Source organism: Ruegeria sp. BHSA163, from assembly GCF_059613365.1.
Genome location: NZ_JBXWSJ010000001.1, coordinates 134,800 through 151,988, shown reverse-complemented (window position 1 = coordinate 151,988; position 17,189 = coordinate 134,800). Strand labels below are relative to the sequence as shown.

The following is a 17,189-nucleotide window of genomic DNA, read 5'->3' as shown; positions in this document are numbered from 1 at the left end:
GAACCGGCCCTTTTCAGTTCTAGCTAGCGCGCAGTTCAGTAGTCGCGTTCAAAAAAGACGCCAAGCCCGGTCTCGCCGCGACCATCTACGGTACCGCGCACTGTGAAACTATCAGTGACGTCCAAGTTGAGATTCACCTCGGTATCCCCTTCGGTGTTTACCGTGAAATCGGTGTACAGGTTATCGCTTAGGTAAGCGCCTGCACCCAGTCGCCCTGCGCCTTCTTCTGTTGTCCCAACATCAACCGTATCCACGCCGGTGGCATCGCGCACACCCTTGGTCGCATCACCGCCAGCACCGCTAAGTTGTGCGAGTGAAGCAGCCATCTGGGCAATGACAAACGGTGAAAGCTCGGAAAACCGGTTTCCGAACAGAAGCATTGCCAGCGCCTCTTCCGTCGGGCGCTCTGGGTCGGAAAACACGTCAACCTGTGGAGAATCCAGCGGCCCGGCGATTTCGATTGTGGCTGTTCCGTCAGATGTGCTGGTTGAGGATTCAAACTCGATATATGGAGTCAGGTCGCCTTGCAGCGTGACCAATCCTTTGGTCAAAGCTAAACGACGGCCAAGAATGTCAATATTTCCGCGGATCAACTCGATCTGACCAGATGGTACCACCGAAGCGGTCGTGCCGCCGATTTGAATGCGCCCACCCAGTTCCGCGTTCACGCCACGGCCCCGTACGAACACTGCCTTGGGCGCTAGTAACCCGATGTCCAGTGAAATGCGCGACGTGCTTTTGCTGGCTTTTTCGGTGACCACCAACTGCGCTCTTTCTCGGGTAACAAAGCTGGCATTGCTTTCGTTTACGTGTTCAATGTCTGGTATTGGAGCTGCTCCAACGGCTCCTGCTGCGGCTGCAAGGTTAATGTTCGTCTCACCGAAATTGATTTGGCCGGCTATCGAGCTGTTACCCGCCAACGCGCCGTTCATAACAATCTGACCGTTGAGGGTGGTTTCGTAAAGAAGCTTGTCAGTCAAAACCAGTTCGTTGATTGCGGTTGTGATCTGTGCATTGAACGGAGGTGTCAGGTTGACTGGGCCATTGACTGTAAACCCTCCTCCGGCACGAACGCCACCTTGCATCGCGATAGTAGCGCGGCTTTGATCAAGAGTGATTGAACCTCCTATCCCAGTAATTGTTTGTCCGACACCGGGTAATGCCATCGCTGTTCCCGAGGTGGTTACGGTTCCACTCAGCGCATCCAAAGCGGGGGGACCTTTGAGCGTGAGATCAAAGCTGGCGGTCCCTTCGATGGTGTTGGGTTCGATAAAACGGTTTGCGATCCCGATATTAACGCCACCTTGCATGGTCAGGTCCGCTTCGCCGCTGGCTTCATCAAAGGTTCCAGCAACGGTGCTGTTGATCTGGGCGGGGCCGTCGGCCTTGGCGTCAATAGTCCAAACGCCCGAGTCGCGACGCGCATTGCCCGTGGCGGAAATAGTACCCGGAAACTCGGGCGCAAATCGTTCGATTCTGTTCAGTTGCGCCTCAAAATCTAAATCCGCAGCACCGTCTGTTGTTACAGTCCCTTGCAGATCGGCATATGAGCTTTCTGGGCCTTGCAGACGCAGGCTGCCCTCTAATCCTGAACTGGTCGGGGCGACGTTGCCGTCCAGTTTTAGCTGCCCAGAAACAATTGGCGAAACGCGCCCGATGTCATCCAAAGCTGCCGAAAAATCCAATCCCCCTGCGGTTCGATCAAGCTTGCCTGAGGCAGTTGCGGTCAGTGCAGTACCGTTCAATTTAAATGTACGGATATCTAGACCTTGATCGTCGTTCACGGCATCTACATTCAAGGTTGTTCGCCCTTGAATAAGCGCGTCCACATTGTCGATACCTGTCTTGATGTCATCGGCCGTCACCGTGCCTTGAACGTCGAATGTTCTGTCAGATTGGGCTGCTCGCCCCTGAACGTCCGCACGGACCGAACCGCTCAAATCGCGTTTGGCTAGGCCCGAGAACACAGATAGATCAGGGATGTCCACTTGGGCCTTGCCGTCAGCCGAGATATCGTTCGTTGGGTCGTCAATCGTTGCTGCGACCTGCGCCGTCAGCGCGCTTCCATTGACCGTCGCGTTGCGGATAACGACTTGGTCTTTGGTGCGCGCGCCGTCTAGTTCGATTGTAGTCCTGCCGGTCAGCAAAGGATCGATTTCGGCCAAGCCGGTTCGGATGTCATTCGAAACAGCATTCGCAGTGCCGTCAAATTCAAGTGTCTTAACCGTTCCTTTGCCGTCCACCTGAAGCTGCACAGATCCGCCTAAGTCTCGTTTGGCAAGTCCTGAAAACAAAGACAGGTTGGGGATGTCTAACTGGGCCTGGCCATCGGCAGATATATTATTGGTTAAGTCATCGATCGTGGCTGCGACTTGTGCGTTCAACGCATTCCCTTTGACCGTTGCATTACGGATAACGACTTGGTCTTGGGTGCGCGCGCCGTCCAGTTCGATTGTTGTTCTGCCGGTCAGTAAAGGATCGATTTCGGTCATCCCGGTTCGGATGTCATTCGAAACGATATTTGCGGTACCGTCGAACTCAAGCGTCTGTACCGTTCCTTTACCCTCCATCTTAACCTGCATGGATCCGCTTAGATTGCGTTTGGCAAGACCCGAGAATATTGACAAGTCGTCCGCATTGACGTCGGCACTGCCATCAATTGTAAGGTTTCCAGCGGTTGTCGTAACAACGCCGTCAGCCTTCGCATCCAAAGTCTCGGAAGAGATTGTGAAACTGCGAATTGTTATTCCGTCCGAAGCTCTCTTGGCATCCAGAAAAATGTCAGTTTCGCCAGTAATTACCGGATCGATATCGTCCCGACCTGTGGAAAGGTTTCGACCTCCCACAGTGACTTTGCCATCAAAACTGCGCTCCAGAGGCGAACCAGATCCTTCAACACTGATAGAGGCCATTCCGCCGAGGTCCAGTTTGGCTATCTGCGAAAACCGCGAAAGGTCATCAGCAAGTACAGTGGCAGCTCCTTCAACTTTCAAACCCGTCGACAATCCGCTGACAATTGCATCAGTTTCCAAAGAATAATCGCGGCCCAAAAGTTCAAAGCCGGATAATTTGACGGTCTGGTCGCTGCCGTAATCGAATTGCCCGTCAAGCGTAATTCGATTTCCAACCGCCGCGTTAAGTGCGGGATCAGACATATCGATCCCGTCTAGCGCAACCTGAATATCCCCGTCGGCAGTCAGGCCGCCGTCTTGGGTCAGGGTTCCCTGACCAGCAATTTGCGCTCGTTGCAAATCCAATTGGGCCGCCAGCACGTCATCCGCCGTTAGGCTCAAATCCCAGAGATTACCGTTTTTAACATCGTACAACGCCGACAAGTGTGCCGCACCGACTGAAGTTTCGCCGCCACTGATTGGGAGCACTACGCGATCCCCGTCTGGTGGGGTAATTCGCCCTTGTACAGCAACCATCTGCAAGGCACCGCCTGACGCAAGACTGAACTGCCCTTCGAGCTTTAGCGCCTGTGAGGTAATTTCGATGTCGGAAATGTCCAACGCGCCGTCAGAATGGGTTCTCCCATCTACATACAGTTTTGTGTCTGTTCCGAAGAACGTATCCATCTCCTCGGCGAGAAACGGTGTGAGATCTCCTCCCAGATCGGCAGTAAACGCAATGCCGTCAGCATCGTCGTCGCTCTCCGAAGTGGCCGATCGCAACCGCACTTGACCTCCCAGGCGTTCAACACTGTCGCTGCTCAATCCGATGTCTGCGGTGAAATCGGTTAGGGGGCCGGAACCTTTGGCGGTAAGCCCCAACGGTGGGCTCCCCGGAATTCCCAACGCAGTCGAAATCAAACCGCCAGAAGCTTCTGCAACTGTCAGGTCTAGATCGATCTGGCGGGTGGAGTTCTCAAATCCAGCGACCAAGTCCACAGTGTCTCCGGCCCGGTCAAGTCGATCAATATCCAAAGTGGTGTCCAGTGCCCCGTCCGAAAGGGACAGATCGCCGTTGACTGCCAGATCTGCCGCAACTCCAATGAGCGGTTGACCTAACGAAAGCTGGTCGATGCGCAGCTCGCCGATTTCAATGGAGACGGGCAACTCCGGCAGTTGAAACGGTTCAGTCTCAGCGGATGGAGGCGGTTTTTCTTTCGTTGTGGTTCCAGGCGCTCGGGCAATATCGATTTCCTGCGCCGTAAGTGCGTTGACAGAAAAGCGGCCTCGGATCAATGCCAGCCGGTTCCAGTCCAATACCGCATTCTTGATGGTCAGCCAAACACCTTCATCGTCGGCAACGGTGATTTCCTGAATTCTAGCGCGCGAACTCAGCGCGCCTTCAAGCCCGATAACCCGAACGTTCTGATCTTCGCCGGACAAAGTATCCTGCAAAAAGCGTTCGATCATGCTGCCGCCGTCTTCATCCTGTGCCATCGACGGGATCGGTGCCGTAACAGCGACCATGCAAAGCAGCAGGGGATATCCAACGCGGCGCATCAAAACGCTTGTCCGATCCCAATGTAGAATTGCAGGCCGTCGCCGGTGTCGCCCTGAACTGGAACGGCTAGATCCACACGAAGTGGGCCAAAACCACCCAGATCATAACGGACCCCGAGACCCGCTCCAGAGTGAAACTCGGCGTCTGTACCCACGAACGAAGATGTATCAACCGCACCGTAGTCGTAAAAACCGACCAATGAAATCGCGTCGGTGATTTTTCCGCGAACCTCACCGGAAAAGCCAAGGAATGACTTTCCACCAGCCACCTCGTCCCCGATGGGGATGCCCAGGCTTTCATAAGGTTGGCCGCGAACAGTTCCGGCGCCACCTGAAAAGAACAGGAAATCTGGGGTGACACCATCGGCTGAAGGCCCAATCACCGATCCTATTTGCACGCGGCCTGCCAGTACCAAATTGCCACCTGTTCCAAAACTAGTGTAAGCGCGCCCATCAAAAGTCATCTGAAGCCCTGACTCGGTGCCTGACAATCCGGCAAAAGGCATAACCCGCGAATCCAGATAGAACCCGCGTGTCGCGCTGACTTTGCTGTCGCGTTCGTCCCACTCCGACCGGAATGGAATGATGAAATATCTGAATTTGCGCCCGTCACCGTAGGCGTCGTCAGCATCCGACCATTGAAACCCAGCCGAAGCCTCAGCATACAGGCGATCTGAAAATGTGCGTCTCGCACCGTAGGCAAGCGCCGCGATAGTAACATTGTAATTTTCTGTATTACGTCGTTCCAGAAGGGCGTTCCAAAAAGTGTTGTCGTCCGGTCCTAACCGGTCGGGTTGATCCAGGCGTAGCCCGATGCGGCCGTCCAAATCTTCAGCCCCGCCGATATTGCGAATAGCGAATTCAAACCTCAACCGTTCGGCCCTTCGAAAAACATTCCGATGGGTCCATGTGGCCGTCAGATCCAAGCCGTCGCGCGAAGCGAGCTCGGCCCCAAAAGTTATCCGGCGAGGCGGGAGGTCCTCGAACTCGGCGTCAAAATCCAAAGTGCCATCCGGATTTGGCTCCTCGCGCTCTTTGATCGAAACAACACTGAACGTACCAGTGCGCCGCAGCCTTGTGCCCACTTTCTGAATTTCTGCTGGGGAATACACTTCACCGGTCGGAAAGCCGGCAATCTTTTCAATTGATCTGCGCCGGACTTTGGTGTCGCCCTTTATGTACATTTTCCCAAATGTCAGTCTTGGCCCCGGCGAGAGACCAATATCAGAATCCAAACGGGCCTGAGCGTGCCGGGCAATGACTCTTTCGCTTGCAACTTCGGCTTTTGCGTGGCCAACGTCCCGCCATGCCTGCACTCCAGCGGATGCAGCCTGCTGAATTGCGCCAGTGGTTGCTGTCTTGCCGGTTGCGTATTCTGCGGGTAACTCGGTTCCGGGCGTAACCGGCTCAACAATAGCTGTACCAAAGGTATAAAGAGGGCCGGGCGTAACAGTAATCGTGGCCCGATTGAACTGCGCTGGTGCCTCTAACGAGTTTATCTCGGCGGCTTCCTGACCGTCTAACTTGATGCTGACAACAGGGGCGAAATAACCCTCGTCATACATGATTTGAACAATCGTGCGATAATCGGACAAGGCGGCCGAGAGAATCTCGAGCGAGGTGTCCAGCCCGCGTGATTCAGCAGTGAAAACTGAAGACGTTTCTTCCAGCCTTGTTACCAGCGTTTCGGGGGCACCAGTTGCCGTCAGGCTGATTTCCAGCGCTGACACAACATTAGGTGCAACAGCCACCAATGTGGCAACAAGCCAGCTTTTCAGAACGCGCCGCGGACTGCTCCCTGTAATCATCTGGCCCTGACTGCCCCAACTCGAAATCGTTATCGCCGCAGGAACTCAGGTTTTGCGGCTCGTTAAATTCAACTTAGAGCATCTGAATGCCAATAGGGAAAGGATTTATGTTCTTTAGGCAGCCGTTTTGGTCTACCCTGTGATCAGATTGTTTCGGGATTACAACCCAGCATTGCGAACCCAGCGAACAATGGCTTCGCGGTCTTCTTCTTCCATGTAGGTTACGTTGGCCGGCGGCATCGCGTGAGTAACACCCGCTTGCAGGTAAATTTGCTGTGCATTGCGGGCGATGTCAGCCTTCGTTTCAAGCAAAACACCCTTCGGAGCCCAAAGAATGCCTTCCCAAACCGGTTCTCGCGCGTGACACATCGAACATCGACCCAAAACAACGTCGTGTACCTCATCAAATCCGTCCGCAGCAGCGAAGCGCTGTTCAAAAGGTGTGAGCGGAGTGGCCTCGGCCTCTTCCAATGGTTCATACATCGGGGCGGTCGACAGCCACATAATAGCAATGAACAGCAGTGCGGTTACAAGCCAGGTCCATGTTGGATTGCCGGATCGGGCATGACGCGTATTGAAGTAATGCCGGATTGTAACACCCATCAAGAACACCAATGCGGCAATAATCCAATTGTATTCAGTCGCGAATGCCAACGGATAATGGTTCGAAAGCATCAGGAATACGACCGGCAGGGTCAGGTAGTTGTTGTGAGTTGAGCGCAGTTTTGCGATCTTGCCGTATTTCGGATCGGGTGTGCGACCGTTTTTTAGATCGTCTACTACAATCCGTTGGTTCGGCATGATGATAAAGAATACATTTGCGGTCATGATCGTCGCCGTAAATGCACCCAGATGCAGCATCATCGCCCGACCGGTAAAAATCTGGTTATAACCCCAACCCATAGCCACCAGCAGCGCGAAAAGCAGCAGCATCAGCAGGGTCGGCCGTTCGCCCAAGCCGGATTTGCACAAGTTGTCATAGACCAGCCAACCCACTGTTAGAGAGGCTGCGGAAATAAAAATGCCTTGCCACAGGGCCAGATCAGCTTTTTGCGCGTCTATCAAATAAAGCTCTCCACCTAACCAATAGACGATCATCAAAAGGGCCGCGCCGCTTAGCCATGTTGCGTAGCTTTCCCATTTGAACCAGGTGAGGTGCTCTGGCATCTTGTCAGGAGCGACTAGGTATTTCTGGATATGGTAGAAACCGCCCCCGTGTACTTGCCACTCCTCACCATCCGCCGGGCCGTTGATGTCGCGGTTAAGACCGAGGTCCAGCGCAATAAAGTAGAATGATGATCCGATCCAGGCGATGGCGGTGATGACGTGCAGCCAGCGCACACCGAACGCCATCCAGTCCCAGAAAACGGCGAAGTCGTACATGAATGAGGTCTCCGATTGCTTGCAGCCACACTAGGCAAGCGGGCTTTTCTTCGGTATTCCCGCATATTGTCAAACTGTATCAAAAAAAAACGAAAAGATGTCCTATCTCGATAATATCCGCACATTTGTCAGGGTCTACGATTTGGGCAGCATGTCTGCGGCCGGGCGCGACATGCGAATTTCCCCAGCCGTTACCTCGGCGCGGATTTCTCAACTGGAAGAGCATTTGGGCGTTCGATTGTTTCAGCGCACCACACGAAACCTCACCCCTACGGAACAGGGGCGTGCCTTTTACCCCGGTGCTGTTGCAGTATTGGACGCTGTGGATGAAGCCGAAGCGCAGGTCATCCACCTGACCGAGTCACCACGTGGATCATTGTTTGTCGCAGCACCTTTGGGGGTGGGCCGTCGGCTGATAGCGCCCCATGTGCCTGACTTTCTGTCAGAATATCCGGAAATCGATGTTCGGTTACGATTGACAGATCGATCAGTCGATCTCACAACCGAAGGTCTGGATCTGGCATTTTTCATCGGCCAACCCGAAGATAGCACGCTACGTATTCGCAAAATTGCCGATTGCCAGCGACTTTTGTGCGCGGCACCCGAGTACGTAAAGAAGCACGGAATGCCTAATTCGGGTGATGATTTGATTTTAGACAAACACGAATGTCTGAATCTGAGATTCCCCGGCGCTACAGAATTCCAATGGCTGCTGGAAACGCCAGAGGGCCCAAAAAAATTTGCTGTGACGGGACGTTTCGAGTGTGATGATGGCGACGTTCTAACAGACTGGGCTTTATCCGGGCAAGGCATTGCAATGAAACCGGCATTTGAGGTGGCCGAGCACCTCAAGGCAGGGCGGTTGGTTCCAGTGGCTTCAAAGACGCCGCCAGTGCCGGTGCAAATGGCATGCCTTTACACGCATCGCCGTCATCAGGATCCCAAGGCGCGTCTGTTCATGGACTTCATGATAGAACGGATCGGAAAAGTTGTGCGCCAGTACGAGGATTGATGTATTAGCTACCGCGATAGGTAGAATATCCATGGGCGGACAATAGCAGAGGGACGTGGTAATGCGACTCTGGATCGGACATGCCGAAACGGATGGGTATTTGATCGAGAAACAGCAGATCCTCGCTAACTTGGTGCGTATCGCGTAAATAGTCGCCGGCAAAAAAGATCAGTTCGTACGTTCCTGTTTTAAAGTGATCCATAGGCAGTATTGGACTGTCCGTACGCCCATCCGTGTTGGTTTGCATTTCCACCAGCTTGCTATGTGAGTTTCCGGACACTTTATACAGAGCGATTTTTAACCCTTCTGCCGGACAGCCGCGTGCCGTATCCAGTACATGGGTCGTCAGATAACCTGCCACAGGCCTCTCCCTTTAAATTACCTTTTTGTTGGGTCCAGTTTGGAACAAACTTCAAATCATAGGAAATGCCAAAATGGACGGAAGCTGCGTTCGGTTTGATTTGATAATCGTTGTAGCTTTAATGCGGTATGGCAGTACTAAATAGATGAAAGACGGGATGGAAAACACAATGCAGGTACCGCGCTACCCTCGCGATATGATCGGATATGGAGCTAACCCGCCGGATGCGCAATGGCCAGGGGGCGCAAAATTGGCTGTTCAAATCGTGTTGAACTACGAGGAAGGCGGAGAAAACTGTATTCTTCACGGTGATGCCGCGTCTGAGGCTTTTTTGTCCGAGATTGTGGGTTCCGCGCAATGGCCGGGACAGCGTCATTGGAACATGGAGTCGATATACGAATACGGATCGAGGGCAGGTTTTTGGCGGCTGCACCGATTGATGAAGGACCTGCCAATCACAGTCTACGGTGTCGCCACGGCGCTCGCCCGATCACCGGATCAAGTGGCTGCGATGAAATCTGCTGGTTGGGAAATTGCCAGCCATGGGCTGAAATGGGTCGAACACAAGGATATGTCGGAGGAGGAAGAGCGTACACAGATCGCAGAGGCGATACAGTTGCATACCGAAGTTGTCGGGGAACGTCCGCGCGGATGGTATACCGGTCGCTGCTCTGAAAATACCGTGCGTTTGGTGGCGGAAGAAGGTGGATTTGACTATGTCGCCGACGCATACGCCGACGACTTGCCTTATTGGCTGCAAATAGAAGGGGGGCAGGATCAGCTGATTGTGCCTTACACGCTTGATTGCAACGACATGCGTTTTGCTACGCCGCAAGGATTCAATTCCGGTGACCAGTTTCTTTCTTACCTTAAAGATAGCTTTGATGCGCTTTACGAAGAAGGTGAAGCAGGGTCTCCCAAAATGCTTTCAATAGGATTGCACTGCCGCCTCATTGGACGTCCCGGTCGGGTGATGGCGCTAAAACGGTTTCTCGATTACGCGCGCGGGTATTCAGACGTTTGGTTTGCAACGCGGCAACAGATTGCGCAGCACTGGGCCAGATTACACTCACCGCACAAAGCATCGAGACCGTCACAAATGGAAAAAGCAGCATTCATGACGGCGTTCGGAGGTATTTTCGAGCACTCGGACTGGATCGCCGAGCGTGCATTCGAACTGGAGCTGGGCCCGGCACATGACACCGCGGGTGGTTTGCACAATGCGCTGTCGCGGATATTCCGCTCTGCGACCCAAGAAGAACGGCTGGGTGTTTTATTGGCGCATCCAGACCTGGCGGGCAAGCTGGCGCAAGCAAAACGGTTGACCTTGGAAAGTACTTCCGAACAGGCCTCTGCCGGATTGGACGCATTGACTGATGAGGAAAGAGCAAACTTTACCGATCTTAACCAAAAATATTCCAAGAAATTTGGGTTTCCATTCATCATTGCAGTGCGGGACCACGATAAAGCCTCGATAATGCAAGCATTCTTGCGCCGAATTGAACATGACCGTGGGACGGAATTTGCCGAAGCATGTCGCCAGGTGGAGCGGATTGCCGAGTTTCGGTTAAGGGATGTCTTGCCATCATGAGTTGTCAGATCGAAATTGAACCAATTTCGGTTCAAGCTTTTGCGCCATTTGGCGACCTGATTGATCACGCAGGTCAACCAGATAAGATTATCAATCAAGGGCTATGCGGCCGTTATCATGACCGCGCGATATTGGATTTCGCTGATGGGCGCCCGGGGATTAGCTTGTTTAACGCCATTCCCCGTGAATTGCCTTACAAGCTCGAAATGGTTGAGCGTCATCCTGATGGCAGCCAAGCGTTTATCCCAATGACCGAAAACCCTTTTCTAGTAATTGTTGCCCCGGACGAAGATGGTAAGCCCGGGCGTCCCCACGCTTTTTTGACGAACCCGGGGCAGGTCGTGAATTATCATCGGGGTACATGGCACGGTGTGCTTACCCCGCTGCATGAACCGGGCTTGTTCGCAGTGGTGGATCGCATCGGCAAGGGTGACAATCTGGAAGAACACTGGTTCGCCTCGCCGTACGAGGTGGTGCAGGCTTGAACTATACCGCTTTTGTCGGGTCCAATCTGTCCACGTGGTCGCGCGATGTTGGTTCAATCCAAAGTCAAGTTGATGCCATCAGTCGGGCGACGTCCAGCATACGCGCGGAAAATCCCCATTCGTTGTCGTACCAACCGAATAACCTTATTTGATGCTCATCAACCATCCGCGTTTCAGGTCCAGCCAAAACAAGCGATTCCGGTCTTGTTCGCAAATCCGACGAAACCAATGGCATATCTGTCCAGCCGAGAACTGAAGAGTCTTGAACTCTTTGTTGTAAGGCGGCGATGAACTCGTTGAAACTCATAGCGCGTTCCAAAGACACGACCAGATCCACTGCGGAAACGCTGGCTGTTGGAACGCGGACTGCCGCTCCTGAAATGCGGCCTTTCAGATGCGGCAGGACGACATTGATAAGATCTGTCGCGCTGGAGGTTGTGGGAACCATGGAAAGCGCTCCGGCACGGGAGCGTGCGAGATCACCCCGCGGCGCGTCGACCATTGGCTGACTATTCGTATAACAGTGAATCGTCGTCATATGCGCCGTTGAAACGCCTCCGATCGTATCCAGCAATTTGACCAGAGGTGCCAGCCCATTGGTGGTGCAGGAAGCGTTGGACACTATGCGCGCTGTCCCCAGCTGATCTTCATTGGCACCCAAAACGATCGTCACTTCTGCAGCGGGAGAGGGGCCAGAAATCAATACCTTACCCGCCCCAGCACTCAACCCGCGTCGAGCCACATCCGAAGTGCGAGCGATACCGGTACAGTCCAGTAGAACGTCGACGCCACTTAGGTCCACATTCGCCAAATCGGCGCTGTGAGTCATGGGGACTGACTGCCCGTCCACGTGCAGATTGCTATCTTTGTGCACTACGTTTCCGGGGTAGGGGCCAAATGTACTGTCGTATTTGAATAGATAGGAGCAGGTTTCAATTGGGGCGATATCGTTTATTAAAACCAGTTCGATATCGGTGTTCTGCGGCTTGGTAAGTACCTGCCGCAAAATCGTGCGGCCGATACGGCCGAATCCATTGATCGCGAGTTTCATTCGCAAGCTATGGCAGGCGGATCAAGGGACCTCAATGCCTGAAGATTGTGATTTTAGCTGCAGCTTACCTGTGAGAAGAATTGACCAGACATATTCTGATACATGCTGGAGTAAATCACCTTGCAGCCGGTTGCTTGTTGGATTGCGGCTATAGCCTGAACAGTACGAAGACGCGGAGGAGGCCCGAACGGGTTAAGGTTATTATTATCGCGGGTAGCGCGATAAATTACCGGCTCTTCCGACACCTGAGTAACCGCCCAAGTGCGGCTCATAACAAACACCGATTTGGTTTCTTCCTTTGCTGCAACCGGAGTTGCGTCGAGGGCAGTAAGGCCAACAAAACCCGCAATGGCCAAAATCGTTCCGCGCAGTAACATGGAAATTCTCCAGTGCTGAAATTCTGGTCGTATTTCAACAGATTCAGCAGCTTCTGTGAAGCCCTAAGCTGGAGCAAGGCAGTGCGCTTTCAGCGATTGGATAACTTCAGTGGCATATGTCGGTTCACATCCTTGTAAAGCAGATAACGAAACCGACCGGGTCCTCCGACATAGCAAGCTTGCGGGCAGAACGCGCGCAACCACATATAATCACCCGCTTCGACCTCGACCCAATCCTGATTAAGGCGGTAAACTGCTTTTCCTTCAAGCACATACAGGCCGTGTTCCATCACATGGGTTTCGGCAAATGGGATAACACCACCGGGTTCGAAATTTACGATATTTACATGCATGTCATGTCGCAAATCCAGTGGGTCAGCGAAACGGGTTGTGGACCAGCGCCCATCAGTATCAGGCATTTCATTGGGAGTTATGTCATTCTCGTTCGTAATGATTGCCTCGGGGGAGGGTAGGCCAGGAACGGCTTCGTACGCCTTGCGCACCCAATGAAAACGAGTAACCGTGTCGCTTGAATTGCGCAGGGTCCATTCGGATTCTGGAGGGATATAAGCGTAGCCTCCGGTTTCCAGTACGTGCATTTGCCCAGATAGCGTCAGTGTTACCGAACCTTCGACCACAAACAATACAGCTTGTGCGCTCGGGTCGGTCTCAGGGTGATTGCTCCCACCACCCGGCTGGACTTCCATGATGTATTGGGAAAAGCTCTCGGCGAACCCGCTGAGAGGGCGGGAGAGAACCCAAAGTCGCGTTTGATCCCAAAAAGGTAGATAGCTGGTGACGATGTCCCGCATGGTCCCTTTTGGGATCACTGCATAAGCCTCTGTAAACATGGCGCGATCAGTCAAAAGTTGATCTTGGCCCGGATGCCCGCCAGTTGGCGCGAAGTAGTTTGATTTTGCCATCAGATGCCTCTGGTTGGTGGTTTGGGCACTATGCGAAGAAAGACCTCATAGTCCTAGCGTTGGCCTTTCGATAGGAATGTTCTGAAAATTTTGAAGATATGGAGGCGGGTATTGGCCCAGTGCGAGACGAGGTATAGTGTTGATCCCAATGATTTTCAGCTTTGCGAGGCTATCATGAAGGCTTTTAGTTCTATTGCTTTGGCTGCTGCCGTCACTTTGGGGCTAGGAGGAGTTGTTTTGGCAAAACCGCTTTCCCGCATAATTTCAGAGACGGGTTTGAGTCCAGAAGACTTCGAAGTGCTAAGCGCAACATCTGATTCGATGTTAGCCAGTGGTACGCCCAGAGCAGGAAAGGAACGTGAATGGATCAACGAAAGCACTGGTTCAAAGGGCACAATTCGCGTCCTCGAAGTGCGCGACAATTGTGCGAGCCTTCAGCACTTCATTCGCCCCGCAGGAGTGAGCCAAACTAGGCAGATCAGAACCCGCAGATGCCGTGATGCAAACGGCAACTGGATTCTCACCCCGTAAAGCTCGTTTTCTTTAATATCCTCTCTCTCGATCGACTTCGTGCAATATTGGTTTGCCGGAACTCAACCGTTGAAAGTTTTCTGCCACATCAGCCAGTGCCTCGCCGAGATGCCAGCCTGATACATGCGGTGTTATTGTAACGTTGGGATGTCGCCAAAGCGGGCTTGAAGCAGGCAGTGGCTCTTCGCTTGTGACATCCAGAACGGCGTGGCTCAAATTTCCGTTGTTTAATGCGGTCACAAGGGCGATCTCATCAATCAGGTCGCCTCGGCCTGCATTCAGCAATTGGCTGCCGGGTTTTATCTTCGACAGCATTTCTTCATCGAACAAACCGCTGGTCAGAGGGGTAGACGGCAGGATCGCGCAGATGTGGTCGCATTGGCCCAATAACGCAGTCAGCGCATTTTCACCGTGAAGACATACGACACCTTCGATGGATTTTGGTGAACGGCTCCAGCCGATGACCTGAAAGCCAACGGCGCGAAGCATTTCCGCCGTACGCGCGCCTATGTGACCTAATCCCAGCACTCCGACCTTTGTTTCGGGTGAAAAAAGCGGCGCTTTGGGGATCCATTCTGACCGACGCTGCGCGGACTCGTGAAAAGCCATGTGTCGTTGTCTGCGTAGGATATAGGCCAGAAACCATTCTGCGATACCTTGGGCAGGAGCGTCAGGCTTTAGTCGTGCAATACGAACATTCGAAGGAAGGATTGGGTTGCTTACAATCGTTTCGACCCCAGCGCCAAGTTTTTGTACCAGCTGCAAGTTCGGTAATCGGCTAGGGTGATCATCCTTTAAAGCGACCAGAGCTATCATAGTGATTTCCGACGCATCGCCAATCGTGTCAGGTGTTCTGACATCTGCGTTAGGCGCCAGCCTTCGAATTTCCTCGGCGATTTCGTCATCGCTCATCCAGTCGGACAGTCCGGTTTCAATCAATAGCGCCACTATTTTGTTCCCACGCAATTAGTTTGCAATTTACGTCCCGTCATGCGGCTGGACATAGTGACGGCAGCTAAGTCATTCTCGAACCCAAGGTAAAGACCGGTTCCCTGAGCTGAGGAGAGAAATTCATGAATATGTCGTTCGGGTTACGCGATGAAAACCGTGATCTGCTGAACCGTGTGGCGGAAATGGTCCGAGACGAAATCATGCCTTTGGAGGAAGAATATCAAGCTGAAATTAACAAAGGTGACCGTTGGCGGTACACGGAACGTCAATCAGAGATTTTGGAAAGTTTGAAAGCCAAGGCCAAAGCTGCCGGTTTGTGGAACTTTTGGCTGACTGACAGCGATAAGGGATTGGGCCTGACGACAGTAGAATACGCCTACTTTGCCGAGGAAATGGGGAAAACCCCATTGGGTGCTGAAGTGTTCAATTGCTCTGCCCCCGATACGGGAAACATGGAGGTGTTTGAGCGTTATGGAACCGAAGCCATGAAGGAAAAGTGGCTGAGACCACTTCTCAATGGTGAGATACGCTCGGCCTATCTCATGACAGAGCCGGATGTTGCTTCATCTGATGCCACCAATATCTCGATGTCCTGTGTGCGGGACGGCGAAGCTTACGTGCTGAATGGTGAGAAATGGTGGTCGTCTGGCGCGGGCGATCCACGCTGCAAAGTCTATATCGTCATGGTGAAAACCGCTGGTGAAGACCAACCCAAACACAAGCGTCAATCGATGATTGTGGTACCTGCCGACGCCCCCGGGATCGAAATTTTGCGTCCAATGGAAGTGTACGGCCACGACGATGCTCCGCACGGCCATATGCATATCAGGTTCACAGATGTAAGGGTGCCCGCTGAAAACATTCTTCTGGGTGAGGGGCGCGGGTTCGAGATAGCCCAAGGTCGCCTTGGGCCCGGACGCATTCATCATTGCATGCGGGCCATTGGGCAAGCTGAGGCGGCACTAGAACTGATGTGCAAACGTTCCCTTCAACGCGAGGCGTTTGGCAAAAAACTGGCACAACTCGGAGCGAATTTTGACATTATCGCTGAATGCCGGATGGAAATCGAAATGGCCCGATTACTTTGCCTTAAAGCCGCATGGTACATGGATCAAGGCGATGCGCGCGCAGCTGCCCCATGGATTAGCCAGATCAAGGTCGTCGCGCCACGCGTTGCGTTAAAAGTAATTGACGAGTCAGTGCAAATGTTCGGGGCGCAAGGCATCAGTCAGGACACTTCTTTGGCTGCTGCCTGGACGCATGTGCGGACACTTAGATTGGCAGACGGCCCAGATGCCGTTCACCGCCGGCAGGTGGCCAGGTCAGAGTTAAAGAAACACACTCAGGAAAAGGTCTGAGAACGCTTCCATGAAAATCGATTCCAAACCGGCTTTTTTTCATGTCGGAGCCGATGGCGCTTTTGTGGGAAACGATCCAGCCCGCGGACCTTGGTCAGCAGAGCATTGTCATGCGGGACCCGTTTCCAGCCTGATTGCGCGGGCAGCCGAGACGGAAGTCGGGCCAGGTAAAATTTTGACCCGGTTAACAGTTGACCTGCTGCGCCCGTTACCACTGACAGGTCTTCGAGTTGTTGCAGAAACAACGCGCCACACAAAGACTTTGGCGACGACACGAGTGACAGTACATGATCTGAACGACACATTGTGCGCGACTGCGTCTACAATGCATCTTCAGAGCAGAGACTTGGGCCCGGTGCCGGACGCTCCTAACGATCCGATTCTGTTCGAAGATCTGGTCGACGGCCCGTTTCCGATTGGTGAGATGCGCCATAGTCTGCCTGGTTTTGCGCACTACGCGGATGTGCAGTATCCGAAAGGAGGCAATCAGGGGGCGGGTCCAAAAACAATCTGGATGCATACCCCGGCCATTCTTGATGGCGAAACCCCTTCGCCCGTTCAGGCGCTATGCCCCCTGGCGGATTGCGGGAATGGTATTTCGTGGAACGCGCCGACAAGCGAAATGGGCTTTATGAACACGGATCTGACGGTTCAAATCCACCGTGAGCCTGTTCCGGGCTGGTTTGCATCGCAGTCTGTTTCGCATTGGCAACCGACAGGTATAGGTATGTCACAATCTGTTTTGTACGATATTAAAGGACCTGTCGGCACCGCTTTGCAAACCTTAGTGTTATTTCCGCCCGGCTAGCGTCAGTTTGCTTGTTTCTGTGTTTGCTAACGAAACGGCATTGCCGTTGGTGTGCTGGCAACCTATCTTTGCCAAATGCGTTGGTTGGCTATTACACTA

At 53.2% G+C, this 17,189-nt stretch carries 14 protein-coding genes; 6 read left to right on the top strand and 8 right to left on the bottom strand.

Features of this window, described 5'->3' with window-relative positions; genetic code table 11:
- Positions 1-35: 35 nt before the first annotated feature.
- The 3 genes from AC2FNV_RS00740 to AC2FNV_RS00730 all read right to left on the bottom strand — a co-directional run bounded on the left by AC2FNV_RS00740 (position 36) and on the right by AC2FNV_RS00730 (position 7,642).
- Positions 36-4,451 carry a translocation/assembly module TamB domain-containing protein gene (locus AC2FNV_RS00740; protein ID WP_254442477.1) on the bottom strand — a complete coding sequence of 1,472 codons (4,416 nt, stop codon included), beginning with the start codon at positions 4,449-4,451 and terminating at the stop codon, positions 36-38.
- Entirely contained in the window at positions 4,451-6,259 is a 1,809-nt protein-coding gene (locus tag AC2FNV_RS00735) for an autotransporter assembly complex protein TamA (RefSeq protein ID WP_496772133.1), read from the bottom strand. Before AC2FNV_RS00735 ends, AC2FNV_RS00740 begins: the two co-directional genes overlap by 1 nt.
- Before the next feature lie 159 nt (positions 6,260-6,418).
- Positions 6,419-7,642 carry a urate hydroxylase PuuD gene (locus tag AC2FNV_RS00730; RefSeq protein ID WP_170604627.1) on the bottom strand — a complete coding sequence of 408 codons (1,224 nt, stop codon included), beginning with the start codon at positions 7,640-7,642 and terminating at the stop codon, positions 6,419-6,421.
- Positions 7,643-7,739: 97 nt separating this feature from the next.
- On the opposite strand from AC2FNV_RS00730, the gene AC2FNV_RS00725 reads away from it, so the two are divergent.
- Positions 7,740-8,654: a LysR family transcriptional regulator gene (locus tag AC2FNV_RS00725; RefSeq protein ID WP_170604629.1), complete on the top strand. Its 915-nt coding sequence runs from the start codon at positions 7,740-7,742 to the stop codon at positions 8,652-8,654.
- Positions 8,655-8,658: 4 nt separating this feature from the next.
- Here the strand turns inward: AC2FNV_RS00725 and uraH are convergent, their stop codons facing one another.
- Positions 8,659-9,015, bottom strand: coding sequence for a hydroxyisourate hydrolase (gene uraH, locus AC2FNV_RS00720; RefSeq protein WP_170473788.1), 357 nt, complete (start codon positions 9,013-9,015; stop codon positions 8,659-8,661).
- Positions 9,016-9,184: 169 nt separating this feature from the next.
- On the opposite strand from uraH, the gene puuE reads away from it, so the two are divergent.
- Positions 9,185-10,606: an allantoinase PuuE gene (gene puuE / locus AC2FNV_RS00715; protein ID WP_170604879.1), complete on the top strand. Its 1,422-nt coding sequence runs from the start codon at positions 9,185-9,187 to the stop codon at positions 10,604-10,606.
- The gene (locus AC2FNV_RS00710; protein WP_170604631.1) at positions 10,603-11,091 is read left to right on the top strand and encodes an ureidoglycolate lyase; all 489 of its coding nucleotides are present in this window, start codon (positions 10,603-10,605) and stop codon (positions 11,089-11,091) included. The genes puuE and AC2FNV_RS00710 overlap by 4 nt, the downstream gene beginning before the upstream one ends.
- 64 nt (positions 11,092-11,155) lie before the next feature.
- Here AC2FNV_RS00710 and AC2FNV_RS00705 read toward each other — a convergent pair whose 3' ends face one another.
- From AC2FNV_RS00705 to AC2FNV_RS00695, 3 genes are all read right to left on the bottom strand, one after another.
- Positions 11,156-12,142, bottom strand: a complete 987-nt coding sequence (locus AC2FNV_RS00705; protein WP_170604633.1) for a type I glyceraldehyde-3-phosphate dehydrogenase — start codon at positions 12,140-12,142, stop codon at positions 11,156-11,158.
- Between the two features lie 53 nt (positions 12,143-12,195).
- Entirely contained in the window at positions 12,196-12,519 is a 324-nt protein-coding gene (locus tag AC2FNV_RS00700) for a hypothetical protein (RefSeq protein ID WP_170604635.1), read from the bottom strand.
- An 89-nt stretch (positions 12,520-12,608) separates the two neighbouring features.
- The gene (locus tag AC2FNV_RS00695) at positions 12,609-13,442 is read right to left on the bottom strand and encodes a bifunctional allantoicase/(S)-ureidoglycine aminohydrolase (RefSeq protein ID WP_170604637.1); all 834 of its coding nucleotides are present in this window, start codon (positions 13,440-13,442) and stop codon (positions 12,609-12,611) included.
- Positions 13,443-13,616: 174 nt separating this feature from the next.
- Between AC2FNV_RS00695 and AC2FNV_RS00690 the strand changes: the two genes are divergently transcribed.
- The gene (locus AC2FNV_RS00690; protein WP_170604639.1) at positions 13,617-13,973 is read left to right on the top strand and encodes a hypothetical protein; all 357 of its coding nucleotides are present in this window, start codon (positions 13,617-13,619) and stop codon (positions 13,971-13,973) included.
- Between the two features lie 12 nt (positions 13,974-13,985).
- Here the strand turns inward: AC2FNV_RS00690 and AC2FNV_RS00685 are convergent, their stop codons facing one another.
- Positions 13,986-14,921, bottom strand: coding sequence for a 2-hydroxyacid dehydrogenase (locus tag AC2FNV_RS00685; RefSeq protein WP_170604641.1), 936 nt, complete (start codon positions 14,919-14,921; stop codon positions 13,986-13,988).
- Between the two features lie 125 nt (positions 14,922-15,046).
- Here AC2FNV_RS00685 and AC2FNV_RS00680 point away from each other — a divergent pair, with 125 nt between their 5' ends.
- Positions 15,047-16,282, top strand: coding sequence for an acyl-CoA dehydrogenase family protein (locus AC2FNV_RS00680; RefSeq protein WP_170604643.1), 1,236 nt, complete (start codon positions 15,047-15,049; stop codon positions 16,280-16,282).
- A gap of 10 nt (positions 16,283-16,292) precedes the next feature.
- A complete protein-coding gene (locus AC2FNV_RS00675; RefSeq protein ID WP_170604645.1) occupies positions 16,293-17,090 on the top strand; it encodes a thioesterase family protein in 798 nt (265 codons plus the stop codon).
- Positions 17,091-17,189 lie beyond the last annotated feature (99 nt).

Excerpts from the sequence above, each read along its gene's own strand:
- AC2FNV_RS00740 (WP_254442477.1), bottom strand. The coding sequence starts at position 4,451 with ATGCGCCGCGTTGGATATCCCCTGCTGCTTTGCATGGTCGCTGTTACG.
- AC2FNV_RS00735 (WP_496772133.1), bottom strand. The coding sequence starts at position 6,259 with ATGATTACAGGGAGCAGTCCGCGGCGCGTTCTGAAAAGCTGGCTTGTT.
- AC2FNV_RS00730 (WP_170604627.1), bottom strand. The coding sequence starts at position 7,642 with ATGTACGACTTCGCCGTTTTCTGGGACTGGATGGCGTTCGGTGTGCGC.
- AC2FNV_RS00725 (WP_170604629.1), top strand. The coding sequence starts at position 7,740 with ATGTCCTATCTCGATAATATCCGCACATTTGTCAGGGTCTACGATTTG.
- puuE (WP_170604879.1), top strand. The coding sequence starts at position 9,185 with ATGCAGGTACCGCGCTACCCTCGCGATATGATCGGATATGGAGCTAAC.
- AC2FNV_RS00710 (WP_170604631.1), top strand. The coding sequence starts at position 10,603 with ATGAGTTGTCAGATCGAAATTGAACCAATTTCGGTTCAAGCTTTTGCG.
- AC2FNV_RS00705 (WP_170604633.1), bottom strand. The coding sequence starts at position 12,142 with ATGAAACTCGCGATCAATGGATTCGGCCGTATCGGCCGCACGATTTTG.
- AC2FNV_RS00700 (WP_170604635.1), bottom strand. The coding sequence starts at position 12,519 with ATGTTACTGCGCGGAACGATTTTGGCCATTGCGGGTTTTGTTGGCCTT.
- AC2FNV_RS00695 (WP_170604637.1), bottom strand. The coding sequence starts at position 13,442 with ATGGCAAAATCAAACTACTTCGCGCCAACTGGCGGGCATCCGGGCCAA.
- AC2FNV_RS00690 (WP_170604639.1), top strand. The coding sequence starts at position 13,617 with ATGAAGGCTTTTAGTTCTATTGCTTTGGCTGCTGCCGTCACTTTGGGG.
- AC2FNV_RS00680 (WP_170604643.1), top strand. The coding sequence starts at position 15,047 with ATGAATATGTCGTTCGGGTTACGCGATGAAAACCGTGATCTGCTGAAC.
- AC2FNV_RS00675 (WP_170604645.1), top strand. The coding sequence starts at position 16,293 with ATGAAAATCGATTCCAAACCGGCTTTTTTTCATGTCGGAGCCGATGGC.